Source organism: Rathayibacter sp. PhB152 (genome assembly GCF_003751395.1).
In the GTDB taxonomy this organism is placed as follows: domain Bacteria; phylum Actinomycetota; class Actinomycetes; order Actinomycetales; family Microbacteriaceae; genus Rathayibacter; species Rathayibacter festucae.
The window spans coordinates 188470-213008 of sequence record NZ_RJUT01000005.1 but is presented as its reverse complement, the minus strand read 5'-3'; the positions used below and the strand labels follow the sequence as shown (position 1 = coordinate 213008).

The following is a 24539-nucleotide window of genomic DNA, read 5'->3' as shown; positions in this document are numbered from 1 at the left end:
TGCATAACGGCGGGATCGCGTGCTCGTCCTCGTCACCCGCCGGCGGAAGGCGTCGCCGCTCGATCGCGGTGGCGGAGGGCTAGGGATTCGAACCCTAGAGACATCTCTGCCCACCAGTTTTCAAGACTGGCTCCATCGGCCGCTCGGACAGCCCTCCCTGCCGCTCCCCGCGGGGAGAGACAGTCGATGGTAACCGACGGTCCGCGCGGCGCGGGAGCGGCGGGCGCTGCGTCGGGTCAGCGCAGGTCGGCGAGGGCGACGGCGACGCCGTCCTCGTGCACGCCGGGGAGGATCGCGGACGCGACGGCGAGGACCTCGGCGGGCGCCTGGCCCATCGCCAGGCCGGCGCCGTGCTCGGCGGCCCAGGTGAGCATCTCGATGTCGTTGCGGCCGTCGCCGAGCGCGACCACGTCGCTCCGCTCGATGCCGAGACGGTTGCGGACCAGCTCGAGCGCGGTCGACTTGTTGACGCCGTGCGGGGCGATGTCGAGCCAGGCGGTCCAGCCGATGGCGTAGCTGACCTGGTGCAGGCCCATCCGCTCGACGAGCTCGGTGAACTCCTCGATGCCGGTGCCGGGCGAGATGACGACCACGCGGGTGGACTGCACGCCCAGCAGCTCCTCGAACGGCACGTGCACCGTCTCGGCGCCCATCACCGCTCCGCCGGGGAAGGCCTCGGTGTAGGAGAAGGCGCCGTCGGCGTCCTCGACGGCGTAGTGCGCGTCGGGCAGGTGCCGGCGGATGGTCTCGAGGACCTCGGTGGGGTCGAAGGTCTCGACGACGTCTGCGCGGTAGCCGCCCTCGGCCTCGGGGTCGCGGCGCAGGGTGACGGCGCCGTTGCAGCAGATCACGAACTCCGGAGCGATTCCCAGGCGCGCGACCACGGGCAGCGTGGTCGACGGCGAGCGGCCGGTGGCGAGCATGACCTCGTCGCCCTGGGCGACCGCGCCCGCGATCGCCTCGACGACCGCGTCGGTGATGGTGCCGTCCTCATGCATGACGGTGCCGTCGATATCGAGGGCGATGAGGCGGCGACCGGCGCTCATGCGGTGCGGACCGGCTCGAGGACCTCGAGGCCGCCCAGGTGCGGACGCAGCGCCTCGGGGACGAGCACCGAGCCGTCGGCCTGCTGGTGCGTCTCGAGCAGGGCGACGATCCAGCGGGTGGTCGCCAGCGTGCCGTTCAGGGTGGCGACGGGCGCCGTCTTGCCGGACTCGGTGCGGTAGCGGGTGTCCAGGCGGCGGGCCTGGAAGGTGGTGCAGTTCGAGGTCGAGGTCAGCTCGCGGTAGGCGTCCTGGGTGGGCACCCAGGCCTCGACGTCGAACTTGCGCGCGGCGCTCTGGCCGAGGTCGCCCGCGGCGACGTCGATGACGCGGTAGTGCAGGCCGAGGCTCTGCAGCACGCCCTCCTGGTGGGCGAGCAGGCGCGCGTGCTCCGCCTCCGCGTCCTCGGGCAGCGTGTAGACGAACATCTCGAGCTTGTTGAACTGGTGCACGCGGATGATGCCGCGGGTGTCGCGCCCACCCGAGCCGGCCTCACGGCGGTAGCAGGTGCTCCAGCCGGCGTAGCGCTTCGGGCCGCCCGCGAGGTCGAGGATCTCGTCGGCGTGGTAGCCGGCGAGCGCCACCTCGCTGGTGCCGGTGAGGTAGAGGTCGTCGTCGCGGAGGCGGTACACCTCGTCGTCGTGCTCACCGAGGAAGCCGGTGCCGTCCATGATCTCGGGGCGCACCAGCGTCGGCGTGATCAGCGGCGTGAAGCCTGCCTCGAGGGCGCGCTCCAGGCCGAGGTTCATCAGCGCGATCTCGAGGCGGGCGACGAGGCCCTTGAGGAAGTAGAAGCGCGCGCCGCTGACCTTCGCGCCGCGCTGCATGTCGATGCCGTCGAGCAGCTCGCCGATCTCGAGGTGGTCGCGGGGCGCGAAGTCGAAGACCGGGCGCTCGCCGACGGTGCGCACGAGCTCGAACTTGTCCTCGCCACCGGCGGGAACGCCGTCGATGATCGGGTTGGCCAGCCGCTTCACGAGCGAGCCGAAGCGCTCGTCGGCCTCGGCGGCCTCCTGCTGCGCCTGCTTGGCCGCGGCGGCGAGGCGCTGCGCCTCGGCGACCAGGGCCGCCTTCTCGTCCTTCGGCGCCTTCGCGACGGTCTTGCCGAAGGCGTTCTGCTCGGCGCGGAGGCGCTCGGCCTCGGTGATCGCGGCCCGGCGTGCGCGGTCGGCCTCGAGGGCGTCGTCGACGAGCTCGACGGAGTCGCCGCGGGCCTCCTGCGAGCGCTTCAGGACGTCCGGGTTCTCGCGGAGAAGTACGGGATCAATCACCAGAGCAGTTTAGAGGGGCCGGGAGGCGCGCCTGAGGATCGGCCGGGCGGACCGAACCGGCGGGGCCGGGGCTGCGAACCACTTCTGCGCCACCTCCCCCGACGGACGGCGCCGGCCCCCTCCGTTCCCCCGCGAGAGGGCCGCAGCTCTCCACAGCAGCTCTCCACCGCAGCTCCCCGACCTCAGCCCGAGAGGCCCCGCCATGACTCCCCGACCTCCGACCGTGCGCGTCGAGCGCTCCGGACCCGTCGCCCGCCTGATCCTCGACCGGCCCGACGCCCTGAACGCTCTCGACCTCGACACGGCCCTGCAGCTGGTGCGCGCCCTGATCACGCTGAACGCCGACGCGGGCTGCACCGTCCTCGTCGTCGAGTCCGCGGGTCGCGCGTTCTGCACCGGCGGCGACGTCTCGGCGATCATGGGCGCCGACCGGCCCGACCAGTACCTCCGCGATCTCGCGACGACCGCGGGCGAGGCCTTCCGCCTGCTCGGCGAGAGCAGCGCCGTCGTCGTCTGCGCGATCGACGGCATCACCGCGGGAGCCGGGATCGCCTTCGCGCTCGCCGCCGACATCGTCGTCGCGACGCCCGCCGCCACCTTCGTCAGCGCCTACGGCGACGTCGGGCTGGTGCCGGACTGCGGCGTCACGGCGACCCTGCCCGCGACGATCGGCCGCCGCCGCGCCCTCGACTTCGTGCTCTCCGGCCGCTCGGTCCGGGCCGCCGAGGCGCTCGAGTGGCAGCTCGTCACCGAGGTCGTCCCCCGCGCCGAGCTCGCGGCCCGCGTCGACGAGCGCGTCCGGGCGCTCGCCGCCCGCCCGCCGCTGGTGGCCGCCGCCGCCAAGCGACTGCTGAACGCCGAGCCGCTCGACCTGCGCGAGCGGATCGAGGAGGAGACCGACACCCTCGTCGAGCTGCTCGCCACCGAGCGCACCCGCGCGCTGCTCGAGGCCGAGCACGAGCGGCAGCAGCGCCGCCGGACCCGCAGCAGCATCGCGGCCTGACCGCGCACCTTCCTCAGGACCGGGCGACGAGCCCGCCGAGATCGCGGATCGACGCCGCCCCCGACTGCTGCAGCATGACCCGGAACTCGCGGTCGAGGAGCCCGAGCAGCCCGGCGACCTCGTCGGCACCGCCCACGGCGAGCGCCCACATCAGCGGCCGCCCGACGAAGACCGCGCGGGCCCCGAGCGCGAGCGCCGCGAGCACGTGCCGGCCCGTGCGCACCCCGCTGTCGATGTAGACCTCGGCGTCGGCGCCGACCGCGTCGACCACCTCGGCGAGCGCCCCGACCGCGGTGATCGAGCCGTCCATCCGCCGGCCGCCGTGCGTCGAGACGACGACCCCGGAAGCGCCCGCGTCGACCGCGCGCCGGGCGTCCTCGCCGCGCAGCACGCCCTTCACCAGGACCGGCAGACCGCTGACCGAGCGGAGCCGGCCGATGTCGTCGAGCCCCGGGTTCGGCACGGGACGGCCGAGGACCAGGGCGCGCTCCTGCTCGGTCAGGTTGCCGAGCCGCGCCTTCCCGGGGATCTCCGGCCAGGTCAGCGGCTCGATGCCGGGACGCTCGCCGCGCAGCACCGGCATCTCGACCGTGAGCATCAGCGCGCGGGCGCCGTTCGACGCGGCCCGCTCGATCAGCGCGTGCGTCACGTCGCGGTCCGCGAGCAGGTAGACCTGGAACCACCACGGCGCACCCGCCGCGGCGATCCGCTCGAACGGCAGCGCCGTGTTCGTCGAGACGCCGAGCAGGGTGCCGGCGCGGGCCGCCGCCTCCGCCATCGCGATCTCGCCCCGCGGATCCGCCGCGTTCTGCTGCGCCATCGGCGCGATCAGCACCGGGCCCCGCACCTCGGTGCCGAGGACCGTGGTCGTGGTGTCGCCGTCGAGCTCGCCGCGCAGCGCCGCCGGCCGGAAGCGGATCGCGTCCCAGGCCGCGAGATCGGCGTCGCGCTCCGAGCGGCCGCCCGCGACGGCGCCGTAGTAGTCGGCGACGAACCAGGGCAGCGCCTCGCGGGCGCGCTCCTCCAGCTCCGCGACGAATCGGCGGGTCGGTGCGCTGTCGGCGGTCATGGGCGGCCTCCCCTTCGAGGGCGCCGGTGCGGCGCAGGGGCGGGCCGGGAGGCTCCGCCGCGGCTCGACTGTACCCGCGGGCGCAGCCCTGCGATCGGAGGGGCGCCGCGCTGCCTTCTCGGCTACGGTGGTCCCTGCGAAGGGGAGTAGTTCCCACCGTCCGCCGAGCGGACGACGAGGCGCGTCGACATGCTGGTCCGGAGAGTCCCGGACCCGGCGCGCCACCCGGATCCTCGCGGAACCGGGCGAACGAGACCTTCGGCCAGTCGACACGTGTCCTGGCCGGTCCTCTCGCGCGGGTCGGCCGGGGTGCCGAAGCCCAGGAGATCCCATGGCGACCACCGCCCGAGACACCCCTTCCTCCCCCACTCCCGTGCAGATCCGCCGCTGGCGGCGCTACCTCGCCGACGAGCTCGCCGAGGCCGCGAGCTACCGCGATCTCGCCGAGCGCCGCTCCGGCGAGGAGCGCGAGATCCTGCTCGCCCTGGCCGCCGCCGAGGGCCGGCACGAGGAGCACTGGCGCGAGCTGCTCGGGCCGGCCGCCGAGCCGCAGCCGCGGCCGGACCTGCGGACGCGGCTGCTCGGCTTCCTGACCCGGCAGTTCGGCTCGGTCTTCGTCCTCGCGCTGATCCAGCGCGCCGAGGCCCGCTCGCCCTACGCCGACGACGACGATGCGACGGAGGCAATGGCCGCCGACGAGCGGATCCACGGCGAGGTCGTCCGCGGGCTCGCCGAGCGCGGCCGCAACCGGCTCTCGGGCACCTTCCGCGCCGCGGTGTTCGGCGCCAACGACGGCCTGGTCTCGAACCTGGCGCTCGTCCTCGGCGTCGGCGCGAGCGGAGTCGGCACCGGGGTCGTGCTGTTCACCGGCATCGCCGGGCTGCTCGCGGGCGCGCTCTCGATGGGCGCCGGCGAGTTCGTCTCGGTGCGCTCGCAGCGCGAGCTGCTCTCCGCCTCCTCCCCCGACCTCGACACCAATCACGTCGTCCCCGACCTCGACGTCGACGCCAACGAGCTCTCGCTCGTCTACCGCGCCCGCGGGCTCTCGCAGGAGGACGCGGACGCCCGCGCCGCCCGGGTCTTCGCGGGACTGCGCGGCGGCGCGGCGCCGACCTCGCCGATCACCATCGGCGGAGTGAAGGCCGACCCGTCGGTCGACGAGTACGAGTCGATCGGCACCGGCATGGGCGCGGCTCTGTCGAGCTTCTGCTTCTTCGCCTCGGGCGCGATCATCCCGGTGCTGCCGTACCTGCTCGGGATGTCCGGGCTGGCCGCAGTGGTCCTCGCGTCGGTCCTCGTCGGCCTGGCGCTGCTCGCGACCGGCGCGATCGTCGGCCTGCTCTCCGGCGCGCCGCCCCTGGCGCGCGCCCTGCGCCAGCTCGGCATCGGCTACGGAGCGGCGCTCGTCACCTACCTGCTGGGGCTCCTGTTCGGCGCGTCGGGAGTGTAGAGAGGTTTGCACTGGAGGCGCCGGCGACGGTTGGTCTCGATACGCCCCTCCGGGGCTACTCGACCAGCATGATTCAGCGACCTCGCGACCTTCCTCGACGAGCGCCGATCATGCTGATCGAGTAGCGCGCGCAGCGCGCGTATCGAGATCCACTTCCACCGGAAGTGCTGGCGACGGTGGGTCTCGATACGCCCCTGCGGGGCTACTCGACCAGCACGGCTGCGGGCGTCTCTTCCAAGGAGATCCGCCCTCCGCCGGAGGTGCGGGCGTCAGACGGTCGTCGCCTCGGCCTCGGTCTCGACGTCGTCGGAGGGCGCCTGCTTCGTGGGCCGGGCCCGCCAGCGCAGGGCCGCGACGCCCATCGCGAGCAGCAGCGCGAACGGCAGGCTGCCCAGCAGCGGGATCGACGCGTAGTAGGTGATCTGGCGCTGGATCCACTCCGGTGACGGGGTGTCGGAGTCGCCGTAGTACGACGCGGGCGGCGAGGAGTAGCCACTGTAGAGCAGCGCGACGCCGAGCACGCTGCCGGCCAGCCCCGCGAGCAGCAGCGCGAGCAGCCAGGGGTTCCGCCAGAGCGGCGCCGACGGCTCCACGGCGACCTCGAAACGGCGGACGTCCGCCTCCTCGGGCGCGGGATCGGCGAACGGCTCCCGGGCGGGGGCCGCGTCCGAGGGCAGCCGGGCGGGTGCGCTGATCGGAGCGCCGCCCTCGGCCGCCCGCCGCGAGCGCCGGCTGTCGGCCGTGGTCGCGATGTCGGCGAGGGCGGGCGGCCGCCGGCGCGCGATCCCCTCCGGTGCCGTCCCCGGCCGGGTGAAGGCGCGCTCGTCGCCGCGCACCCGGTCCACTCCCCCGGCGAAACCCCGCTGGAAGGCGGCGTCGTACCGCGGATCGACGCGCTCGCGCTCGGCTCCGCCTCGTTCAGTCATCGTCGACCTCCGGTTCGCTGCCGAGGATCCCGCGCAGCCAGTCGCGGGCCTCGATGAACACCTCGTCGTCGTAGCGTCGCACGTACGAGACCGGACGGCGATCCGCACGGGGATACGAGCCGAGGAAGATCACCCGCGGACTGAAGCGGCGGAGCCCCAGAAGGGCGTCGGCGACCCGCTCGTCGTGCACGTGGCCGTCGAGGTCGATGACGAAGCGGTAGCGGCCGAGGGCGTCGCCGATGGGCCGCGACTGGATCATGCTCAGGTTCACTCCGCGGGTCGCGAACTGCTCCAGCATGTCGAGCAGCGCTCCCGGGGCGTCGGAGGGCAGCTCGACGATCAGGCTGGTCTTGTCGGCGCCGGTCGGCTCGGGCAGCACCCGCGAGCGCGAGACGTGCACGAAGCGGGTCACCGCGTTCGGGTTGTCGCCGATCCGCTCCGCGAGCACCTCGACGTCGTGGTGGGCGACGATGCCCGGCGGCGCGATCGCGGCCTGCGCGGGCGAGCCCGCGAGCAGGTCGATCGTGGCCTGCACGTTGCTCGACGCCGGCAGGTGCTCGTGGCTCGGGATCGTGCGGTCGAGCCACCCGCGGCACTGGCCGTAAGCGACCGGGTGGGCGGCGACGATCCGCACGTCCTCGAGCCGCGCGCCCGGGCGGCCGACCAGGATGAAGGACACCGGCACGAGGTACTCGCCGACGATCCGCACGCCCGGGATCCGCGCCAGCGCGTCCTGCGCGGCCGTCACCCCGCCCTCGACCGAGTTCTCGATCGCGATCACCGCGCCGTCGCTGCGCCCCGAGACCAGGTCGTCGAGAGCCTCGCCGACGTTGCCGACGCTCCGCCAGACGTGCCCGCGCGCTTCGGGCACCTGCGCGAGCGCCGCCTCCGTGAACGTGCCGGAGGGCCCGAGATAGCTGTAGGTGCGGGGGGCGGAGGCGGTGTCGGGGACACCGTCGGAGGCGCGGTCGGGCATGGCGGACAGCCTAGCCAGCGCCTGTCCAGCCGGTATCGCGGCCCCGGCGCGACTGCCACTATGGACCCCATGACCGATCGCGCAGGGAAGCCGGCAGAGGCCTCCGATCTCATCGACGTCGAGGCCCTCGTGAGGGCGTACTACGAGAAGAAGCCGGACGTGTCCGACCCCTTGCAGAAGGTGGTCTTCGGCACCTCCGGGCATCGCGGCTCGTCGTTCGACACCGCCTTCAACGAGGACCACATCGCGGCGGTGACGCAGGCGATCGTCGAGTACCGCACGAACGAGGGCGTCACCGGCCCGCTGTTCATCGGCGCCGACACCCACGGCCTCTCGCGCCCCGCGCTGACGACCGCGCTCGAGGTGCTGGTGGCCAACGAGGTGCGCGTGCTCGTCGACGAGTTCGACGATTACGTGCCCACCCCGGCGCTCAGCCACGCGATCCTCCGCTACAACAACGACCCGTCGCACACCGACCGGGCCGACGGCATCGTGGTCACCCCCTCGCACAACCCGCCCCGCGACGGCGGCTTCAAGTACAACCCGCCGCACGGCGGCCCCGCCGACTCCGACGCCACCTCCTGGATCGCGAACCGCGCCAACGAGCTGATCGCCGACGGCAACCGCGACGTGAAGTCGGCCGAGCCGAGCGCCGTCGAGACCTACGACTACCGCACCCACTACGTCGCGGATCTGAAGAACATCATCGACATCGACGCGATCAAGAAGGCCGGGGTGAAGATCGGCGCCGACCCGCTGGGCGGCGCGTCGGTGCACTACTGGCAGCTGATCGCCGAGATGTACGAGCTCGAGCTCACGGTCGTCAACGGCGCGGTCGACCCGGCCTGGGGCTTCATGACCCTCGACTGGGACGAGAAGATCCGGATGGACCCGTCCTCCCCCAGCGCGATGGCCTCGGTCGTCGCCCGGGCCGGCGACTACGACATCCTCACCGGCAACGACGCCGACGCCGACCGCCACGGCATCGTCACCCCCGACGGCGGCCTGATGAACCCCAACCACTACCTCGCGGTCGCGATCGACTACCTCTACCGCCACCGCTCCGGTTGGCGCGAGGACGCGGCGATCGGCAAGACGCTGGTCTCCTCCTCGATCATCGACCGGGTCGCGGAGTCGCTCGGCCGCCGCCTCTGGGAGGTGCCGGTCGGCTTCAAATGGTTCGTGCCCGGGCTGGTCGACGGCTCGGTCGGCTTCGGCGGCGAGGAGTCGGCGGGCGCGTCGTTCCTCCGCTTCGACGGCACCGTCTGGACCACCGACAAGGACGGCATCCTGCTGGCGCTGCTCGCCTCGGAGATCGTGGCCGTCACGGGCAAGAGCCCGTCGGCGCTGTACCGGGAGCTGACCGAGCGCTTCGGCGACCCGGTCTACGAGCGCGTCGACGCCGTCGCCACGAAGGCGCAGAAGGCGGCGCTCGGCAAGCTCGACGGCGACGCGATCTCGGCGACCACCCTCGCCGGCGAGGAGATCGTCGCCAAGCTCTCGAAGGCCCCCGGCAACGACGCGGCGGTGGGCGGCGTCAAGGTCGTCACCGAGAACGCGTGGTTCGCCGCGCGCCCCTCCGGCACCGAGGACGTCTACAAGATCTACGCCGAGTCCTTCCGCGGCCTCGACCACCTGCACGAGGTGCAGGCCGAGGCCCGCACCATCGTCGACGCCGCCCTGGGCTCCTAGCCCGCGCGCCGCCCGCGGCTCGCGGCCGCTGAGTCGCCCGAGAAGGCTCGTTCTCCACCCCGAGAACGAGCCTTCTCGGGCGAGTCACTGCCGCAGCGCCGCGCGCACCTGGGCGACGACGGAGTCGAGGTCGGCGAGGTCGTCGCCGGTGAGCTCGATCACGGTCCAGCCGGCCGCGCGGAGGCGGCGGGCGCGCACGACGTCCCTGCGCCACTGGCCGGGCTCCGAGCGGTGGTAGTCGCCGTGGTACTCGATGATCAGGCGTGCCCGGGTGAGGCACAGGTCGACCCGACCGAGGAAGGCGCCCGACTCGTCACGGATCTCGACGTTCGCCTCGAGACCCCGGATGCCTGCGAGCACGAGCGCGACGCGGACCTGCGACTCGGGCCGCGACTCCGCGCGGCCGTCGAGCAGCCCGAGGGCTCGACGCAGGCGCGCGATCCCGCGTCGACCCGGGTACCGGGCGAGCGCGGCACGCAGGGACTCGTCGCCGACGAGGCGCCGGTGGAGGAGGTCGTCGCCGACCGCGACGAGGTCCGCGAGAGAGAGCACTGCGCCGAGGTCGCACCAGGTGCGCGCTGGAGTGGTGAGAGCGCCCCTCCTCCCGGTCACGACATCGATGTCGCGATCGAGCGTGAGGCTGCGGCCCGCCAGCCCTCGCGCGTGCGGGGCCCGGGCCGGTGCGACGACGGCGACGTCCAGGACGGCGCGCTGCTCCCAGTGCCGGTCGAGCGGAGCGCCCCACAGCAGCGCCGCGGTCGGCCCGCAGACGAAGACGTGGTCGCCGAGCCGGTGCAGCACCGCCGCACAGCGATCCGCGAGCGTGACGGCCGGAGCCGACGATCTGACTCCGTAGGCCGGCGACGGGAACTCCGCCGACCGCATCCGCGCCCGCGACAGCCCCGCGGCGCTCCCCTCCGCCACCCTGAAGAGGCCCTCCGGCCCGTCGCCACTCACCGCGCCATGCTGGCGCCCCTGAGCGACCCGTGCGTCGAGTTGTCCACAGGCGCGACTGACTCGCCCGAAAAGGCTCGTTCTCGGGGTGGAGAACGAGCCTTCTCGGGCGACTCAGCGGGTGTCGGCTACCAGCGGGGGTGGACCGTGGGGCGGAAGTGGGTGTCGTAGAGGGCGTTGACGGCCTCCATGAAGGCGGGGCCGAGGGGGGCGGCGTCCGCGGCGGTGGCGTTCGCCTTCGCCTGCTCGACGGAGCGGGCGCCGGGGATGACGGCGGTGACGCCGTCCTGCTGGATGATCCAGGCCAGCGCGGCCGCGGCGGGAGCGAGGCCGTGGTCGGCGGCTAGGCGGGAGAACTCCTGGGCGGCCTCGACGCCGGTCGCGAAGTCGACGCCCGAGAAGGTCTCGCCGACGTCGAAGGCGGAGCCGTCGCGGTTGTAGGTGCGGTGGTCGTCGGGCGCGAAGGTCGTCTCCGTCGTGTAGCGACCGCTGAGGAGACCGGACGCGAGCGGGACGCGCGCCAGGATCCCGACGCCGGCCTCACGGGCCGCCGGCAGCACCGCGTCGAGCGGCTTGAGGCGGAACGCGTTCAGGATGATCTGGACGCTCGCGACGTTCGGCCGCGCGATGGCGGTGAGCGCCTCCTCCGTGCGCTCGACCGACACGCCGTAGTGCGCGATGGCGCCCTCGTCGACCAGGGTGTCCAGCGCGTCGAAGACGGCGTCGTCGGAGTAGACGGAGGTCGGCGGGCAGTGCAGCTGCACGAGGTCGAGCGTGTCGACGCCGAGGTTCGAGCGCGAGCGGTCGGTCCAGGCGCGGAAGTTGTCCAGCACGTAGTTCGCGGGGATCTGCTCCACGCGGCGGCCCATCTTCGTCGCGACGAAGACGCCCGCGTCGGGGTGCGCGGCGCGCCAGGCGCCGATGGTCCGCTCGCTGCGGCCGTCGCCGTAGACGTCGGCGGTGTCGAAGAGGGTGACGCCCGATTCCGCCGCGGCGTCGAGGATCGCGAGGGCGTCGCTCTCCGCGACGTCCCCCCAGTCGGCACCGAGCTGCCAGGTTCCGAGGCCGACGACGGAGACGGGCGCACCGGTGCGGCCGAAGATTCGAGTTTCCATTCCTCCACCGTAGGTGCGGCCGGAGGATGCGAGCAGCCCCTTGCGCGTGCCCTACCGTCGGAGCATGAGCCTCGTCGTCCTCGGAAGCGCCAATCTCGATCACGTCCACCGGGTCGCCCGCATCCCCGCGCCCGGCGAGACCGTCCTCGCCCTCGACTCCCGCACCTTCCCCGGCGGCAAGGGGCTCAATCAGGCGGTCGCCGCCGCCCGCACGGTCGCGGGCAGCAGCTTCGTCACGAGCCTCGGCCGCGACGCCGCCGGCGACGAGCTCGCGGGGCTGCTGGCGGAGGAGCCGCTCCAGCTGCACGCGCGCCGGGGCGACGAGCGCACGGGCACCGCGCAGATCACGGTGGACGACTCCGGCGAGAACGCGATCGTCGTCGACTCCGGCGCCAATGCCGCCTTCACCGACCTGACCGCGGCGGAGGAGGCGCTGATCGCCGGCGCCTCGGCGCTCCTGCTGCAGCTCGAGATCCCGGTCCCGACCGTGCTGGCGGCGGCGCGGGCCGGCCGCGCGGCGGGGACCACCACGATCCTCAACGCGGCGCCGATCGGCCCGCTGCCCGAGGAGCTGCTCGCCGAGCTGGACGTGCTGATCGTCAACGAGCACGAGGCGCGCGAGCTCGGCGCCGAGCGCGGCATCGCGGCGGCGGACGACACCGCCCTCGCCGTCGCCCTCACCGCGCTCGTCCCGGTGGTGCTGGTCACCCTCGGAGCGGACGGCGTCGTGGTCGCCGTCCGCGACCGCGAGCCGGTGCGCGCACCGGCCTTCCGCGTCTCCGTCGTCGACACGACCGGCGCGGGCGACACCTTCTGCGGCGTCTTCGCGGCCCGGCTCGCGGCCGGCGGCGAGAGGCTCGACGACCCGGCCGCGCTGGTCGAGCTCGTCCGCTGGGCGACCGCCGCCGCGGCGATCTCGGTCACCCGGGCGGGAGCGGCGGTCTCGACGCCGACGGCCGGCGAGACGGAGGCGTTCCTCGCCGAGCACGGCGCCTAGCGGCGGCACCCTCAGCGACGGCGCACTCCGGCGTCAGTCGACGGAGGCGATCCGGACCGCGACGCGCGCGCGGCGCCCGGGGTGCTCGCGCCGGCACCACTCGCGCACCGCGGAGCCGACCGCGCGGGCGATGTCCGGCGCCGACGACTCGGCGGCGACGCAGACGTCCGCGGACACCGACACCTCGTCGCCGAGGACGCGGACGAGCACCGGCTCGGCGAAGGTGCCGCCGGAGACCGCGCCGAGTGGGCCGTCCGCCGGATCGACGGTGGCGGGCGTCAGCGCGCCGGCCGCGTGCGCGAGGACGTCGCGCACCTGGCCGCGCGCCGGGACGAGCATCGCCACTCCTGCGAGGGCGCGGATCTCGGCGGTGAGCACGGCGGCCGCACTCGGCGCGGATCCACCGGGGGCCACCGCGGGGACCAGCACGGCCGGGGCGACGGGAAGCTGCTCGGACCCGCTCACGACTCCTCCTCCCCCGGCACGTAGACGTCCTCGACGCGCACGTCGATCGTCGAGACGCGCAGCTCGGTCTGGGTGAGCAGGCGGGAGTGGATGCGCTCGCGCACCTGTTGCGCCGCGTCGGCGATCGGCACGCCCCAGAACACCGAGATCGTCACCTCGACCGCGATGTCGGCACCCGGATCGGCGACGTCGCCCTGCAGCCGGCAGCGGCCGACGAGGACTCCGGAGACGCTGTCGCCCGCCTCGCGGACGATGCCGCGGACGGCGCCCTCGGTGATCGTCAGCTCGACATCCGGATCGGTGCTCGCGAGCGGGATGTCCCGTCCGGCCCGCGCCTCGCGCCGAACCTGGGTGAGGATCGAGCCGAACCAGCTCTCGGCGGGGGCCGGCAGGTGCGCCGCGTCGTCGTCGATCAGCGCACCGGAGAGCGCGCGGACGCGCTCGAGGGCGCGCAGCGTGCGCCGGTGCTCCGGCGACTCCTCGATGGCGGGGTCGTAGGGCAGGCGGCCCCGGTCCAGGTAGTCGCCGAGCTCGTCGATGCCGATCGCGTCGGCGGAGCCGGCGTCCGGATCGGCGTCGGCGTCGTCCGCGACCAGCGGCACGGGCAGCGGCAGCACGGCGTCCTCGCCGGTGCCGGGCAGGCCGGGCGTCTCGTCCGGGGTCATCGCGCCGACTCCTTCATCGCGCCGACTCCTTCATCGCAGGCCCTCATCGCCAGTCCTCCATCGCCACGACCAGCGACTCCCGTGCTCGGGCGAGCTTGCCGCGGACGGCGGTGGCGGTGATGCCGAGGTGCTCGGCGATCTCACTGTACGACTCGCCGCCGACCTCGCGGAGCAGCCAGCACTGCCGCTGGGTCTCGGGCAGCTCGGCCAGCGCCTGGGCGAGAGCGCGCATCGCGTCGCTCTGCTCGACCGACTCGAACGGCCCGGGCTCGCGGGCCGGCGGGTGCTCGACGGCGTCGACGTCGTCGACCGGCTTGCGCTGGCGGAGCAGGTCGACGCTGGAGCGGCTGACGATCCGCATCATCCAGCTCCGCACGCTCGCCGGCTCCTGGAGCTGCGGGAGCTGGGCCCAGACGGTGATCAGCGCGTTCTGCACCGCGTCGGAGGCGTCCGCCTGCGAGCCGGTCAGCCGCCAGGCGTAGGCGCGGAGGATCGACTGGTGCCGCTTGACCAGCACCTCGAACGCGCGGACGTCGCCCTCGGCGGAGCGCTCGGCGAGGAGCGCGTCGCTCGCCGTCTCCAGACCGGGCATGGGGCTCCTCCAGCGGGCACCGGCTCGAGCCGGCATCGACCATCAGGTGACTATCAGGAAAAACTCCGGATCGCACCGTGACGAATCCCCGTCGGGCTCCGTCTCACTCATGAAAGCACAGCCCGACGGGAAATCCGCCGGACTCCCCGACCCCGGCCGCGCACCACCAGCGGCCGACGACACGCACAGGAGTCACCATGAGCGACAACACGCGCACCCCCGCTACCCCCGCCACTCCCACCGCCCCCCGCGTCGACAAGGCGTCGGTCGACACCGTCACCAGCCTCGGCAACAGCGCCGCCTCGGGCACGGCTCAGGGCCGCACCGTCATCGACGACGCCGTGATCGCCAAGGTCGCCGGCATCGCCGCGCGCCAGGTGCCCGGCGTCTTCGCCCTCGGCAACAACGCCGCCCGTGCCTTCGGCGCGATCCGCTCGGCCGTCGGCGGGAACGACCACGCCCAGGGCGTCAGCGTCGAGGTCGGCGAGACCCAGGTCGCCGCCGACGTCACCCTCGTCGTCGAGTACCCGGTGCCGATGCAGTCGGTCGCCGACCAGGTCCGCGCCGCGGTCTCCGAGGCCATCACCGAGCTCGTCGGCATGTCCGTCGCCGAGATCAACGTCGCCATCGTCGACGTGCACATCCCCGGCGAGGACAAGGGCGACACCGAGACCGAGAGCCGCGTCCGATGAGCGACCCCCGCACCCCCGCACCGGCCCCGACCGGCCGCAGCACCACGCTCGGCCTCGTCGTCGGCGCGATCCTCGCCTTCGCCGCCCTGCTCTTCGGCTTCTGGGGCTTCGTCCTCACCGCCGTCTTCATGGCGCTCGGCGTCCTGATCGCGCGGATGCTGGACGGCTCGCTCGACGTGCGCAGCCTCGTGGACGTGTTCCGCGGCCGCACCACCTCCCGCTAGGAGTCGCCGTGACCGCACTCGACCAGCGTCCCGGCGAGCGGACCGCTCCGTCGGAGCCGGGCACCGTCACCATCTCCGTCCGCTCCCTCGAGCGGATGGCCGTGGCGGTCGTCCACGAGGAGCTGGGCGTCGAGGTCTCCGCGATCCGCGTCCGGCTGTCGGACGACAGCGGCGGCCTCGCGCTCGCCGTCTCCGCCCCGGTCCTGACCGAGGGCGCCTCCACCGCCGAGGGGAGCCTGCTCGATCGCCTCCACCGCGACCGGGCGGCCATCGCCTCCCGGATGGGCGCGCTCACCGGCCGCACCGTCAGCCGCGTGGACATCCGCGTGACCGGCACCCGCATCCCGACCCGAGCCACGAGGAGAGTCGCATGAGCCCCGCAGCCACACCGCGCGACGCGGCACCGGACGCGCGCTACCGCCGCTACCTGCGCCGCGAGACCCACAGCTCGCGCTCGGCCGCCCAGATCGTCGTGCTCGTGCTGATCATCCTGATCGCCGCGTACGTCGGAACGGAGGCGGTGCTCGCGATCGTCGGGGCCGCTCCGCTGCTGCTCGCCCCGTCCGCGCTCCTCGGCGCGATCGTCGGCGTGACCGATCTCGCCTCCGGCGCGATCATCGGCATCGCCGTCGGCACCGCGGTGCTGGCGCTGATCCTGCTGGTCCTCGCCCTCGCCCCGGGCGCCCGCGCCCGCCACACCGTGGCGGACGACCGGCTCGCCGTGGTGATCGACGACGGCGTGATCGCCTCCTCGCTCGCCCGCTCGGCCCGCTCGGCGGCCCGCTCGCGCCGCGAGGACACCCGCGCCTCGATCGGCCGCCGCACCGCCGTGATCGAGGTGACCCCCTCCTCGGGGATCACCGTCGACCGCGACTCCGTGCAGTCCGCCGTCGACGACGAGCTGAGCCGCATCGCGGCGACGCCCGCCACCCGCGCCACCGTCCGCATCTCCGAGTCCGGGAGGATCTGATGACCACGAGCAACCGGTTCGTGAACCGCCTGATCCTCTTCCTGGTCGGCCTCGTCCTCGCCGCCGTCACGGCGGGCCTGGTCCTGATCGCCGTCTCGCAGCCGGTCCGCGACGCGGTCGCCGACTTCGCGGACGGCCAGGGCGCGGCCCTCGTCTCCCGCATCTCGCCGGAGGACGGCACCGCCTGGAGCGACGCCGCCGTGCTGTGGCCGCTCTACGCGATCGTCGGGATCTGCCTGCTGGGCATCGTGCTCGCGATCGTCCTGATCTCCGCCCACGGCCACGGCCGCACGAGCACCGTCCTCACCGACGCGGGCTCGTCCAGCGGCGTCGCCGGAGAGGTCGAGATCGCCACCGGCTTCGCCGAGGACGTCCTCGAGAACGCGCTGGCCGGCCGCACCGACCTGCTGGACGTGACCGTCTCGGCCTACCGCCACGGCTCGTCGACGGCGCTCAAGGTCCGGGTCCTGCCCCGCGGCGGGGTCTCGCCCCGCACGGTCGTGGACGCGGTGCACCAGGAGGTCCTGGAGCTCGATCGCCTGCTCGGCGCGCGACTGCCCGTCGTGCTCGAGGTCGCCTCGAGCGCCCGGGCCGGGTTCTCCAAGGAGGACCGGGTCGCCTGATCCGCGAGCGCCCGCGCTCGCCACCACTTCCTCCGGCGGACGTCGCCGGAGGACGAACCGAATCGAACGGAAGGAGCCCCCTCATGGGTGCTGACGACAAGATCCGCAACGCGGCCGAGAACCTGCTCGGCAAGGCCAAGGAAGCGGCCGGCAAGCTGACCGACAACGAGAAGCTCGAGGCCGAGGGCAAGGCCGACCAGACCAAGGCGCACACCAAGAAGGTCGGCGAGGACGTCAAGGACGTCTTCAAGAACTGACGCCCTCGTCGAACGACGAAGAGGCCGCCTGTCGCTGATGCGACGGCGGCCTCTTTCGCTGTGTCCGGGCTCCCTGCGGAGTCCTGGGCTCGCGGCCCCGGGGTTCCTGCTCAGACGCTCCAGAACATGATGCGTCCGGCCGAGGCCGAGTCGATGCTCTGGTCGAGGTTGTCGGCGGTGTGCGAGGAGTAGAGGATCGTGCTCCCCTTCACGCTCGTGACGACGCCGGTGTGATCCCAGTCGCCCGAGCCGTCCCAGTCGAACTGCACGACGTCGCCGGGCTTGACCTCCGAGCGCTGCGCGTTCGTGAGCGGCGTCGCCCGCTCCGGGTGCGCGGCCAGGTAGGAGTTGAACGCGGTCGAGGAGGCCCAGGCCGAGCTGTAGCCGCCGGTCCGCGAGTAACTCCACTCGCCGTCCATCTCCCAGCCGCGGGCGATCAGCGACTGCGAGGTGAAGTTGACGCAGTCGTTGCCGCCGATGACGCCGTACTGCGCGGAGTTGTAGTCGGACCAGTAGGTCTGCAGGTAGTCGAGCTGCGAGGCGAGGCGGCTGGCCTCGAGCGCGGCGGCGGCCTTCGCGGCCTCGATCGCCGGGTCGGGCGTGTAGGCGAAGGTGATCGCGGAGGCGACGACCTTGGTGGTCGCGAGGACGCCGGTCGCGGTCGGGCTGGGCGAGGCGGTCGCGGTGGGGGCGACGAGCTCGGCGGGCTGCGCCTCGGTCGCGGCGGCGGCCGGCGTCGCGGTCGGAGTGGCGGTCGCGTCGGCGGTGGTCGGAGTGGCCGCCGGTGTGGCCGTGGTCGCGGTCAGCGGCTCCTCGGTCGAAGTCGTGGTGTCCACGGCGGGCTGCACCGTCTCGACCGGCGTGCCGTCCACGGTCGCGGCTGCGACGGAGTCCGTGACGGCGTCGAAGGTGATCGGCGCTCCCCCGGCGTCGAAGAAGGCGACGGGGACGACACCCTCGGTCTCGCCGTCCGCGGGCGGCGCCGTGACGGTGATCTGGTCGGGGTTGTCGACGGTGACGCTGCCCTCGGCGTCACCGAAGCGGACCGTGGCGACGGAGTCGAGGTTCGAGCCGGCGATGGTGACGCTCGTGCCGCCGGCGACGGTGCCGGTGGTGGTCGAGACGCTGCTGAGCACCACGCGGGCGTCGGCGGTGATGGCCGGCAGCACGGTGACGGGCGCTGCCGTCGCCGTCGGGGCGGCGGTCGAGGCGGTCGCCGACTCGGCGTCGGCGGAGGCGCCGACGGTGAGGCTCACGCCGGAGGCGGCGGCCACGAGGACGAGCCCGCCCGACATCGCCAGCACGAGGTGCCGGCGCGAGGGGCGGAAGAAGGAGGAGCCGCGACGAGCGGGCTCGACGCGCTGGCGGTGCCCCTCGGCGGCGCGGCGGTCGCGGCGGGAGGGGAAGACGTCCCCGCTCACGGGGTGCAGCGGCGCTCCGGCGGAGGGGCGGATGCCCTCGGCGGCCGGCGCGAGCACGGCGGGGGCGAGGACGGCCGGTGCCGGGGCCTCGACGGCAGGAGCGGCGGCCGGAGTCGCGCGGGCTCGGCCCTCGCGCTCGCGCGCCTCACGGCGGGTCAGCGGCGGTGCGAGCTGAGCGTCGGCGGGCACGGTGGAACGGGTGGAACTGTGGGGCACAGGGGAACTCACGGGTCGGTGCGCACGGGGGCGGGGGCGTGCGGAATTTCAGGGGGAAGCGGCCATGTCACCACGCGGGAGTCGGAGTCCCATAAGGGTTGCCTCCGAAAGCACTCCGAGTAACGGTACGGTAACAACGCCCTTCTGTCACGTCCGCTTGTGATCGCCGCCGTCTCCGCAAGCCCTTGCGGACCGATTTCCGGGCACATCCGGATGTCCGAACGGACACGCCGTCAGCCCTCGCGCCGCTCGATCCTCCGAACGGCCGCACGCCGCCGATTGTGCAGCCACCCCCAGCTGGAGAAGTTCCGGGCATAGAAGATCCAGATTCCCGGGATGGTCGGCAGCCCCTCCTCCGCCAGGCGCGCGTTGATCCGCCGCCCGTCCTTCCCACTGCCGTCGCTCTCGGCGAAGACCGATTGGAGGCGAACGAGCACGTCGGAGGAGAACGGATGTCCGGCGATCGCGGCGTCGATCACCTCCAGCTCGCGCTGCAGCTTCTCCCGCGTCGGTCTCCGGAGCACCGTGCTTCCCTTCCGCCTCTCGGCCACGCGGGCGGGAACCCCTCCCGCCCGCGTCTCAACAGGCTTGTCACACTCCGACGGATGCGCCGACAGCTCCCCAGCCCGTTCGAGCACAGGGCAGGCTCACCCACGGACGACGAGCGGGTTCAACCCCGATGCCGCTCGATCCTCCGGACGGCCGCGCGCCGCCGGTTGTGCAGCCACCACCAGCTGAGCGAGTACCGCAGCGTGGAAGCTCCGATCGTCTGAAGTTCCGGCAGGCCCTGCTCACGGAGTCGCGCGCTGATCAGCTCCTTGTCCCCGTCGCCGTCCTCGATGACGGCGAAGGCACGCGTGATCGGCTCGGACCTAAAGGGATGCGCTGCAATGGCGTCATCGATCGAGCGGAGCTCACGCAATAAGCGCTCAGGTGAACGTCGGCGGAACACGCTCCAGCCCTACTTTCCCCTGAGGCAGACCATGATCGCGGACGAGCGCCTCGAGGAGGCGAGCAGCGAGAAGGTCATGAGATCTCCTTCGATCGGAAGCGAGCCTGCCTCGCTGTGAAGGAGAGGTTAGGGACGTGCTCTTTCGAACGGAAGGCGTGGCGTGGGATGCCCGAAAGGGCGCGCCAGGATGCGCGAAGGGGTGCTCACGAGCCCGCCGCTCAGCCGACCCGGGACCCCGCTACGAGACCGTGCCCGGCGCGTAGTCGGGGGCGTCCGGAAGCCCGAACAGGCGCTCGAGCGTCGGGATGCCGGCGTCGTGCAGGTGCTGCGCGAGCTCCACGCCGATGTAGCGGAGGTGGTACGGCTCGGACTCGTAGCCGGTGATCGGCGTGGTGTCGGGCTTGTAGCGGACGAGGAAGCCGAAGCGGTGCGCGTTCGCGCCGACCCACTGGCCCTCGGGGGTGTCGCCCCAGCAGATCTCGAGGGCGCACGTCCCCGAGGAGCCGACGACGTCGACGGCCCAGCCGGTCTGGTGCTCGCTGTGCCCCGGGCGCGCGCTGGTCGCGTCCGCTCCGGCCTGGCCGCGGGAGGAGACCCAGCCGGCGTAGACGCTGACCTGCGTGTCGTAGGAGCGGTAGGCGCTCTGCACCGCGAGCGTCAGGCCGGCCTCGCTCGAGGCCGCCGCGAACATCGGCACCAGCGCGTCCGCGGTCGCCTGGCGCATCGGCTGGCGGTTGACGTAGCGGACGTCCGGGTAGACGAGGTCGGCCGGTACGTAGTCGACCGGATTCAGGGTGCGCAGCTTGTTGACGACCACCCAGATGCTGGCCGGGTCGTCGTTCGAGTGGGCGGAGAGGTCGATCCCGGGCGTCGCGGTCGGCGTCGGCGTCTCGGTCGGGGTCTCGACCGGAGCGGCGCTCGCCGTGGCGGAGGCGCCGGCCGACGCGCCCGGGGTGGCACTCGGACTCGCGGACGCCGTCGGAGCGTTCGCCTGCCCGGCGCCGAGGGCCGCGTTCACGCCGACGGCGGCGATCCCGGCGGCCACGGCGACTCCCCCGATCACCAGGGCTCGGCGCCGTACGGGGCGCCCGTCGGGGGCCGGGTTCTCGTCCGAGGTCATGCTCCGAGCCTACGCGGGGCCCCGTTCGCGCCCGCGGAGAGCGCTGTCAAGCACTGAGGGGTGTATCCGTTCAGCACTGCTCCTCCACGAGGGTGTCGAATATCCTCAAAGGATTCACATAAGCAGACCCCCTAGCTTGAGTGACAGCCTCGGCGACCGCGCGCATCCGCCCCCTCGGATGAGCCGCCCACCGGTCCCGATGACGAGAGGACCCCATGCTGCGCCCCCTGCACGTCCGAGCAGTCCCCCTCCCCGCCCTCGCCCGCGCGATCGAGCTGCCCGACGGCGACGTCCCGCTTGTCGAGGTGACCGGGATCACGCTCACCGCCTCCGACGTCGAGCCGGGTGACCTCTTCGTCGCTCTCGCCGGCGTCCACCGCCACGGCTCCGACTTCGTCGCGGAGGCCGCCGAGCGCGGCGCCGTCGGCGTCCTCACCGATCCCGCCGGCGAGTCCGCCTCGCGCGCCACCGGTCTGCCCGTGCTGGTCGTCGACGACCCGCGCGCCCGCCTCGGCGCCGTCGCGGCCGTCGTCTACGCGACCACCGAGCGCGCGCCCCTGCTCCTCGGCGTGACCGGCACCAACGGCAAGACCTCGACGGTGCACATGCTCGAGGGGATGCTCCGCCAGCTCGGTGTCGTGCCGGGCCTGAGCTCCACGGCCGAGCGCCACATCGGCGACACCTCGGTGACGAGCGGGCTGACCACTCCCGAGGCCACCGAGCTGCACGCCCTCGTCGCGCGCATGCAGGAGGAGGGCGTCGGCGCCGCGGCGATCGAGGTCAGCGCGCAGGCCCTCACCCGGCACCGCGTCGACGGCGTCGTCTTCGACGTCGCGGCGTTCACGAACCTCAGCCACGACCACCTCGACGACTACGGCGACATGGACACCTACTTCGCCCAGAAGGTGCAGCTGTTCCAGCCCGACCGCTCCCGCCGCGCAGTCGTCTCGCTCGACTCGCCCGCCGGGCATCGGATCGTGGCGGAGGCGGGCGTGCCCGTCACCACGATCACCTCGCTCCCCGACGTCGACGCCGACTGGCGGGTGAGCATCCTCGAGCAGGAGTTCGGCCGCACCCACTTCCGCGTCGAGAACCGGGAGAACCGGGCGATCACCACCTCCGTCCCGATCATCGGCTCGCACATGGCGGCCAACGCCGCCCTGGCGATCGTGATGCTGATCGAGGCGGGCCGGCCGATCGGCGAGATCCGCGCCGCCCTGCACCGCGACGGCGGCCTCGACGTCTCGCTCCCCGGCCGCACCGAGCGCGTCTCGGGCGAGCGCGGCCCGACCGTCTACGTCGACTTCGGTCACAGCGCCGACGCCTTCGCCCGCACGCTCGAGGCGGTCCGCGAGGTCACCCCCGGCCGCGTGATCATGGTCTTCGGCGCCGACGGCGACCGCGACGCCCTCAAGCGGCCGGCGATGGCCGAGGCGGCCGTGTCGGGCAGCGACGTGCTGGTGATCACCGACCACCACCCGCGCTTCGAGGACCCGGCGTCGATCCGCGCCACGCTGCTGGCGGCGGCTCGCGCGGCGCGTCCCGACGGCGAGATCCACGAGGTCGACGACCCCAAGCGCGCGATCCGCGTCGCAGTGTCGCTGGCGCACGAGGGCGACTCGATCCTCTGGGCGGGACCCGGGCACCAGAACTACCGCGACATCGAGGGCGTGCGGACGCCGTACTCGGCGCGGGCCGAGGCGCGGGCGGCGCTCCGCGAGGCCGGCTGGGCCGAGGCGGGGATCCCGGCGCACAGCTGATCGGCGGCGATCGGCGCCCTCGATCGCCGGCGCTTCGAGCCCTTCATCGGGGGCGCTCCCGGACCCTGAGCGACGGACTCGGTCCCCGGATCGGGCGGCGCCCTCTGAGATCCTCCACAGGCTCGCCGGAAGCAGTGCCGGTGAGCTCGCACGCGGTGTAACTTTGCGCAGCACGCAACGTTTGCGGCGGTCCGCCGTGCCCTGGCGGCGTCCGCCAGACAAGGGGACCCCCGTGACCGATTCCGCCCGCCCGCCCGCGACCGCCGCCACCCCGTCGGGCGCGATCATGACGCACCGCCAGATCCTCTTCGTGATCTTCGGCCTGATGGCGGGGATGTTCCTGTCCTCGCTCGACCAGACCATCGTCGGCACCTCGATGCGCACCATCGCCGACGACCTCGACGGCCTCTCGCAGCAGGCCTGGGTCACCACCGCGTACCTGATCGTCTCGACGATCGCGACGCCGATCTACGGCAAGCTCTCCGACATCTTCGGCCGCCGCCCGCTCTACCTGATCGCGATCGTCCTGTTCCTGATCGGCTCGCTCCTGGCCGGCTTCGCGACCTCGATGCTCGGCCTCGCCGGCTTCCGCGCGGTGCAGGGCCTCGGCGCCGGCGGACTGATGTCGCTGGCCCTCACGGTGATGGGCGACATCCTCCCGCCGCGCGAGCGCGCCAAGTACCAGGGCTACTTCCTCGCCGTCTTCGGCATCTCGAGCGTCGTCGGTCCGCTGATCGGCGGGCTCCTCGCCGGCACCCCCGAGATCCTCTTCATCACCGGCTGGCGCTGGGTCTTCCTGATCAACCTGCCGATCGGCGCCGTCGCGCTCTTCATCGTGGTGCGATTCCTGCACCTGCCCAAGCCCGCCGCCCGCCGCTCCGTCCGGATCGACTGGTGGGGCGCCGCGCTCGTCATCGTCGCCGCCGTCCCGCTCCTGCTGGTCGCCGAGCAGGGCCGCGAGTGGGGCTGGGGATCGCCGATCGCCTGGGTCTGCTACGTCGTCGGCGTGCTCGGCATCGTCGGCTTCATCGCCGCGGAGCGGATGATGGGCGACGACGCGCTCATCCCGCTCAAGCTCTTCCGCTCGCCGACCTTCTCGATGGCGACCGTCCTGGGCGTCCTCGTCGGCTTCGGCATGTTCGGCGGCATGATGGCGCTCCCGCTCTACCTGCAGCTCGTCAACGGCGCGACGCCGACCGAGTCCGGCTTCCTGATGCTGCCGATGATCCTCGGCCTGATGATCGCCTCGATCGTCTCGGGCCAGATCATCTCGCGCACCGGCCGCTACCGCGCCTTCCCCATCCTCGGCACCTTCCTGATGTCGGCGGCGTTCTTCTACCTGTCGTTCGTCTCGATCGACAAGCCGGTGATCTTCGTGATGGGCGGCATGCTGCTGCTCGGCCTCGGCCTGGGCCAGATGATGCAGACGCTGACCCTCGCCTCGCAGAACTCGGTCGACACCGCGAACATGGGCGTCGCGACCAGCGCCTCGACGTTCTTCCGCCAGATCGGCGGCACGCTGGGCACCGCGGTCATCTTCTCGGTGCTGTTCAGCCGCATCCCGGAGACGATCGCCGCCGCGTTCAAGAACCCGACGATCGCTGCGAACCTGCAGGCCGCCGCCTCGGACCCGACCATCGCGGCCGACCCGGCCAACGCCGGCATCCTGAAGCTGCTGCAGTCGCAGGACACCGCCGCGATCGGCTCGGCGCTCGACGGCGACACCTCGTTCCTGAACACGGCGAACGACGCGCTCTCGGCGCCGTTCCTCACCGGCTTCAACGACGCGACGGTCACGGTCTTCCAGGTCGCTCTCGGCGTGGTGCTGCTCGCCTTCGTGCTCTCCTGGTTCCTGAAGACCCCGCCGCTGCGGGCGAAGTCGGCCATGCAGGAGGCGCACGACCTCGCGAACGAGGACGCCGCGGCCGAGCTGCGCCGCACCGACCCGCAGATGGCCGCCCGCGCCGGTGCCGATCTCGCCGCCGGGAGCATCGAGCCCGACGTGCGGACGGACTCCGTCGCCACGGCGCCCCGGCGCTCGGAGGACGGCGACCGGCGCGGCTGAGCGCTGCGCCCGGTCGACTCC

General features: G+C 73.2%; 26 protein-coding genes and 1 tRNA gene. 12 read left to right on the top strand and 15 right to left on the bottom strand.

Annotation, left to right across the window (positions count from 1 at the left end; all coding sequences use genetic code 11):
• Window positions 1-69: 69 nt before the first annotated feature.
• The 3 genes from EDF36_RS13935 to serS form a co-directional block, all read right to left on the bottom strand.
• Window positions 70-157, bottom strand: a tRNA-Ser gene (locus tag EDF36_RS13935).
• Window positions 158-236: 79 nt separating this feature from the next.
• Window positions 237-1046 carry an HAD family hydrolase gene (locus EDF36_RS13930; protein WP_123733483.1) on the bottom strand — a complete coding sequence of 270 codons (810 nt, stop codon included), beginning with the start codon at window positions 1044-1046 and terminating at the stop codon, window positions 237-239.
• Complete coding sequence (gene serS, locus EDF36_RS13925) at window positions 1043-2314, bottom strand: serine--tRNA ligase (protein WP_123702032.1); 1272 nt, start codon at window positions 2312-2314, stop codon at window positions 1043-1045. The genes EDF36_RS13930 and serS overlap by 4 nt, the downstream gene beginning before the upstream one ends.
• Before the next feature lie 202 nt (window positions 2315-2516).
• Here serS and EDF36_RS13920 point away from each other — a divergent pair, with 202 nt between their 5' ends.
• Window positions 2517-3317: an enoyl-CoA hydratase/isomerase family protein gene (locus tag EDF36_RS13920; protein WP_123733482.1), complete on the top strand. Its 801-nt coding sequence runs from the start codon at window positions 2517-2519 to the stop codon at window positions 3315-3317.
• 13 nt (window positions 3318-3330) lie between these two features.
• On the opposite strand, the gene EDF36_RS13915 is transcribed toward EDF36_RS13920, so the two are convergent.
• A complete protein-coding gene (locus EDF36_RS13915; RefSeq protein ID WP_185020485.1) occupies window positions 3331-4386 on the bottom strand; it encodes an alpha-hydroxy-acid oxidizing protein in 1056 nt (351 codons plus the stop codon).
• 331 nt (window positions 4387-4717) lie between these two features.
• Between EDF36_RS13915 and EDF36_RS13910 the strand changes: the two genes are divergently transcribed.
• Window positions 4718-5836 carry a VIT1/CCC1 transporter family protein gene (locus EDF36_RS13910; RefSeq protein ID WP_123445000.1) on the top strand — a complete coding sequence of 373 codons (1119 nt, stop codon included), beginning with the start codon at window positions 4718-4720 and terminating at the stop codon, window positions 5834-5836.
• A 269-nt stretch (window positions 5837-6105) separates the two neighbouring features.
• Here EDF36_RS13910 and EDF36_RS13905 read toward each other — a convergent pair whose 3' ends face one another.
• Entirely contained in the window at window positions 6106-6762 is a 657-nt protein-coding gene (locus EDF36_RS13905) for a hypothetical protein (RefSeq protein ID WP_123733480.1), read from the bottom strand.
• Complete coding sequence (pheA, locus tag EDF36_RS13900) at window positions 6755-7738, bottom strand: prephenate dehydratase (protein WP_123733479.1); 984 nt, start codon at window positions 7736-7738, stop codon at window positions 6755-6757. The genes EDF36_RS13905 and pheA overlap by 8 nt, the downstream gene beginning before the upstream one ends.
• A 69-nt stretch (window positions 7739-7807) precedes the next feature.
• Here pheA and pgm point away from each other — a divergent pair, with 69 nt between their 5' ends.
• On the top strand, window positions 7808-9430 hold the full coding sequence (gene pgm / locus EDF36_RS13895) for a phosphoglucomutase (alpha-D-glucose-1,6-bisphosphate-dependent) (RefSeq protein WP_123733478.1): 1623 nt from the start codon (window positions 7808-7810) through the stop codon (window positions 9428-9430).
• Window positions 9431-9514: 84 nt separating this feature from the next.
• Here the strand turns inward: pgm and EDF36_RS13890 are convergent, their stop codons facing one another.
• Together EDF36_RS13890 and EDF36_RS13885 are read right to left on the bottom strand one after the other, a co-directional pair.
• Window positions 9515-10387 (bottom strand): endonuclease domain-containing protein, encoded by an 873-nt coding sequence (locus EDF36_RS13890; protein ID WP_148060050.1) that lies wholly within the window; start codon window positions 10385-10387, stop codon window positions 9515-9517.
• A gap of 125 nt (window positions 10388-10512) precedes the next feature.
• The gene (locus EDF36_RS13885) at window positions 10513-11499 is read right to left on the bottom strand and encodes an aldo/keto reductase (protein WP_123733476.1); all 987 of its coding nucleotides are present in this window, start codon (window positions 11497-11499) and stop codon (window positions 10513-10515) included.
• A 64-nt stretch (window positions 11500-11563) separates the two neighbouring features.
• Between EDF36_RS13885 and EDF36_RS13880 the strand changes: the two genes are divergently transcribed.
• A complete protein-coding gene (locus tag EDF36_RS13880; RefSeq protein ID WP_123733475.1) occupies window positions 11564-12496 on the top strand; it encodes a ribokinase in 933 nt (310 codons plus the stop codon).
• Between the two features lie 33 nt (window positions 12497-12529).
• Here EDF36_RS13880 and EDF36_RS13875 read toward each other — a convergent pair whose 3' ends face one another.
• From EDF36_RS13875 to EDF36_RS13865, 3 genes are read right to left on the bottom strand one after another with little or no spacing between them, the layout of a single operon-like run.
• Window positions 12530-12961 carry a hypothetical protein gene (locus EDF36_RS13875; RefSeq protein WP_123733474.1) on the bottom strand — a complete coding sequence of 144 codons (432 nt, stop codon included), beginning with the start codon at window positions 12959-12961 and terminating at the stop codon, window positions 12530-12532.
• The gene (locus tag EDF36_RS13870; RefSeq protein ID WP_123702015.1) at window positions 12958-13626 is read right to left on the bottom strand and encodes an Asp23/Gls24 family envelope stress response protein; all 669 of its coding nucleotides are present in this window, start codon (window positions 13624-13626) and stop codon (window positions 12958-12960) included. Before EDF36_RS13870 ends, EDF36_RS13875 begins: the two co-directional genes overlap by 4 nt.
• Before the next feature lie 43 nt (window positions 13627-13669).
• Window positions 13670-14218, bottom strand: coding sequence for an RNA polymerase sigma factor (locus EDF36_RS13865; RefSeq protein WP_123444992.1), 549 nt, complete (start codon window positions 14216-14218; stop codon window positions 13670-13672).
• A 197-nt stretch (window positions 14219-14415) separates the two neighbouring features.
• Here EDF36_RS13865 and EDF36_RS13860 point away from each other — a divergent pair, with 197 nt between their 5' ends.
• The 6 genes from EDF36_RS13860 (at window position 14416) to EDF36_RS13835 (ending at window position 16984) form a co-directional block, all read left to right on the top strand.
• Complete coding sequence (locus tag EDF36_RS13860; RefSeq protein WP_123733473.1) at window positions 14416-14910, top strand: Asp23/Gls24 family envelope stress response protein; 495 nt, start codon at window positions 14416-14418, stop codon at window positions 14908-14910.
• A complete protein-coding gene (locus tag EDF36_RS13855; protein WP_123733472.1) occupies window positions 14907-15134 on the top strand; it encodes a DUF2273 domain-containing protein in 228 nt (75 codons plus the stop codon). The genes EDF36_RS13860 and EDF36_RS13855 overlap by 4 nt, the downstream gene beginning before the upstream one ends.
• A gap of 8 nt (window positions 15135-15142) precedes the next feature.
• Complete coding sequence (locus EDF36_RS13850) at window positions 15143-15508, top strand: hypothetical protein (RefSeq protein ID WP_123702011.1); 366 nt, start codon at window positions 15143-15145, stop codon at window positions 15506-15508.
• Complete coding sequence (locus tag EDF36_RS13845; protein WP_123444988.1) at window positions 15505-16104, top strand: hypothetical protein; 600 nt, start codon at window positions 15505-15507, stop codon at window positions 16102-16104. The genes EDF36_RS13850 and EDF36_RS13845 overlap by 4 nt, the downstream gene beginning before the upstream one ends.
• Window positions 16104-16727 carry a hypothetical protein gene (locus EDF36_RS13840; protein ID WP_123702007.1) on the top strand — a complete coding sequence of 208 codons (624 nt, stop codon included), beginning with the start codon at window positions 16104-16106 and terminating at the stop codon, window positions 16725-16727. The genes EDF36_RS13845 and EDF36_RS13840 overlap by 1 nt, the downstream gene beginning before the upstream one ends.
• Window positions 16728-16810: 83 nt before the next feature.
• Window positions 16811-16984, top strand: a complete 174-nt coding sequence (locus EDF36_RS13835) for a CsbD family protein (RefSeq protein ID WP_123702005.1) — start codon at window positions 16811-16813, stop codon at window positions 16982-16984.
• Between the two features lie 110 nt (window positions 16985-17094).
• On the opposite strand, the gene EDF36_RS13830 is transcribed toward EDF36_RS13835, so the two are convergent.
• The 4 genes from EDF36_RS13830 to EDF36_RS13815 all read right to left on the bottom strand — a co-directional run bounded on the left by EDF36_RS13830 (window position 17095) and on the right by EDF36_RS13815 (window position 20693).
• Window positions 17095-18621 carry an amidase domain-containing protein gene (locus EDF36_RS13830; RefSeq protein ID WP_185020484.1) on the bottom strand — a complete coding sequence of 509 codons (1527 nt, stop codon included), beginning with the start codon at window positions 18619-18621 and terminating at the stop codon, window positions 17095-17097.
• Window positions 18622-18854: 233 nt separating this feature from the next.
• Entirely contained in the window at window positions 18855-19259 is a 405-nt protein-coding gene (locus tag EDF36_RS21605; protein ID WP_221181665.1) for a hypothetical protein, read from the bottom strand.
• A gap of 32 nt (window positions 19260-19291) precedes the next feature.
• Window positions 19292-19573 carry a hypothetical protein gene (locus tag EDF36_RS13820; RefSeq protein ID WP_260300722.1) on the bottom strand — a complete coding sequence of 94 codons (282 nt, stop codon included), beginning with the start codon at window positions 19571-19573 and terminating at the stop codon, window positions 19292-19294.
• Window positions 19574-19811: 238 nt separating this feature from the next.
• Window positions 19812-20693: a M15 family metallopeptidase gene (locus EDF36_RS13815; protein ID WP_123733469.1), complete on the bottom strand. Its 882-nt coding sequence runs from the start codon at window positions 20691-20693 to the stop codon at window positions 19812-19814.
• Window positions 20694-20908: 215 nt separating this feature from the next.
• Between EDF36_RS13815 and EDF36_RS13810 the strand changes: the two genes are divergently transcribed.
• Both EDF36_RS13810 and EDF36_RS13805 read left to right on the top strand, forming a co-directional pair.
• On the top strand, window positions 20909-22453 hold the full coding sequence (locus EDF36_RS13810; protein ID WP_123733468.1) for a Mur ligase family protein: 1545 nt from the start codon (window positions 20909-20911) through the stop codon (window positions 22451-22453).
• Between the two features lie 286 nt (window positions 22454-22739).
• Window positions 22740-24518: an MDR family MFS transporter gene (locus EDF36_RS13805; protein WP_123733549.1), complete on the top strand. Its 1779-nt coding sequence runs from the start codon at window positions 22740-22742 to the stop codon at window positions 24516-24518.
• Window positions 24519-24539: the final 21 nt, after the last annotated feature.

Excerpts from the sequence above, each read along its gene's own strand:
- EDF36_RS13930 (WP_123733483.1), bottom strand. The coding sequence starts at position 1,046 with ATGAGCGCCGGTCGCCGCCTCATCGCCCTCGATATCGACGGCACCGTC.
- EDF36_RS13920 (WP_123733482.1), top strand. The coding sequence starts at position 2,517 with ATGACTCCCCGACCTCCGACCGTGCGCGTCGAGCGCTCCGGACCCGTC.
- EDF36_RS13915 (WP_185020485.1), bottom strand. The coding sequence starts at position 4,386 with ATGACCGCCGACAGCGCACCGACCCGCCGATTCGTCGCGGAGCTGGAG.
- EDF36_RS13910 (WP_123445000.1), top strand. The coding sequence starts at position 4,718 with ATGGCGACCACCGCCCGAGACACCCCTTCCTCCCCCACTCCCGTGCAG.
- EDF36_RS13905 (WP_123733480.1), bottom strand. The coding sequence starts at position 6,762 with ATGACTGAACGAGGCGGAGCCGAGCGCGAGCGCGTCGATCCGCGGTAC.
- pheA (WP_123733479.1), bottom strand. The coding sequence starts at position 7,738 with ATGCCCGACCGCGCCTCCGACGGTGTCCCCGACACCGCCTCCGCCCCC.
- pgm (WP_123733478.1), top strand. The coding sequence starts at position 7,808 with ATGACCGATCGCGCAGGGAAGCCGGCAGAGGCCTCCGATCTCATCGAC.
- EDF36_RS13885 (WP_123733476.1), bottom strand. The coding sequence starts at position 11,499 with ATGGAAACTCGAATCTTCGGCCGCACCGGTGCGCCCGTCTCCGTCGTC.
- EDF36_RS13880 (WP_123733475.1), top strand. The coding sequence starts at position 11,564 with ATGAGCCTCGTCGTCCTCGGAAGCGCCAATCTCGATCACGTCCACCGG.
- EDF36_RS13870 (WP_123702015.1), bottom strand. The coding sequence starts at position 13,626 with ATGACCCCGGACGAGACGCCCGGCCTGCCCGGCACCGGCGAGGACGCC.
- EDF36_RS13865 (WP_123444992.1), bottom strand. The coding sequence starts at position 14,218 with ATGCCCGGTCTGGAGACGGCGAGCGACGCGCTCCTCGCCGAGCGCTCC.
- EDF36_RS13860 (WP_123733473.1), top strand. The coding sequence starts at position 14,416 with ATGAGCGACAACACGCGCACCCCCGCTACCCCCGCCACTCCCACCGCC.
- EDF36_RS13855 (WP_123733472.1), top strand. The coding sequence starts at position 14,907 with ATGAGCGACCCCCGCACCCCCGCACCGGCCCCGACCGGCCGCAGCACC.
- EDF36_RS13845 (WP_123444988.1), top strand. The coding sequence starts at position 15,505 with ATGAGCCCCGCAGCCACACCGCGCGACGCGGCACCGGACGCGCGCTAC.
- EDF36_RS13840 (WP_123702007.1), top strand. The coding sequence starts at position 16,104 with ATGACCACGAGCAACCGGTTCGTGAACCGCCTGATCCTCTTCCTGGTC.
- EDF36_RS13835 (WP_123702005.1), top strand. The coding sequence starts at position 16,811 with ATGGGTGCTGACGACAAGATCCGCAACGCGGCCGAGAACCTGCTCGGC.
- EDF36_RS13815 (WP_123733469.1), bottom strand. The coding sequence starts at position 20,693 with ATGACCTCGGACGAGAACCCGGCCCCCGACGGGCGCCCCGTACGGCGC.
- EDF36_RS13810 (WP_123733468.1), top strand. The coding sequence starts at position 20,909 with ATGCTGCGCCCCCTGCACGTCCGAGCAGTCCCCCTCCCCGCCCTCGCC.
- EDF36_RS13805 (WP_123733549.1), top strand. The coding sequence starts at position 22,740 with ATGACGCACCGCCAGATCCTCTTCGTGATCTTCGGCCTGATGGCGGGG.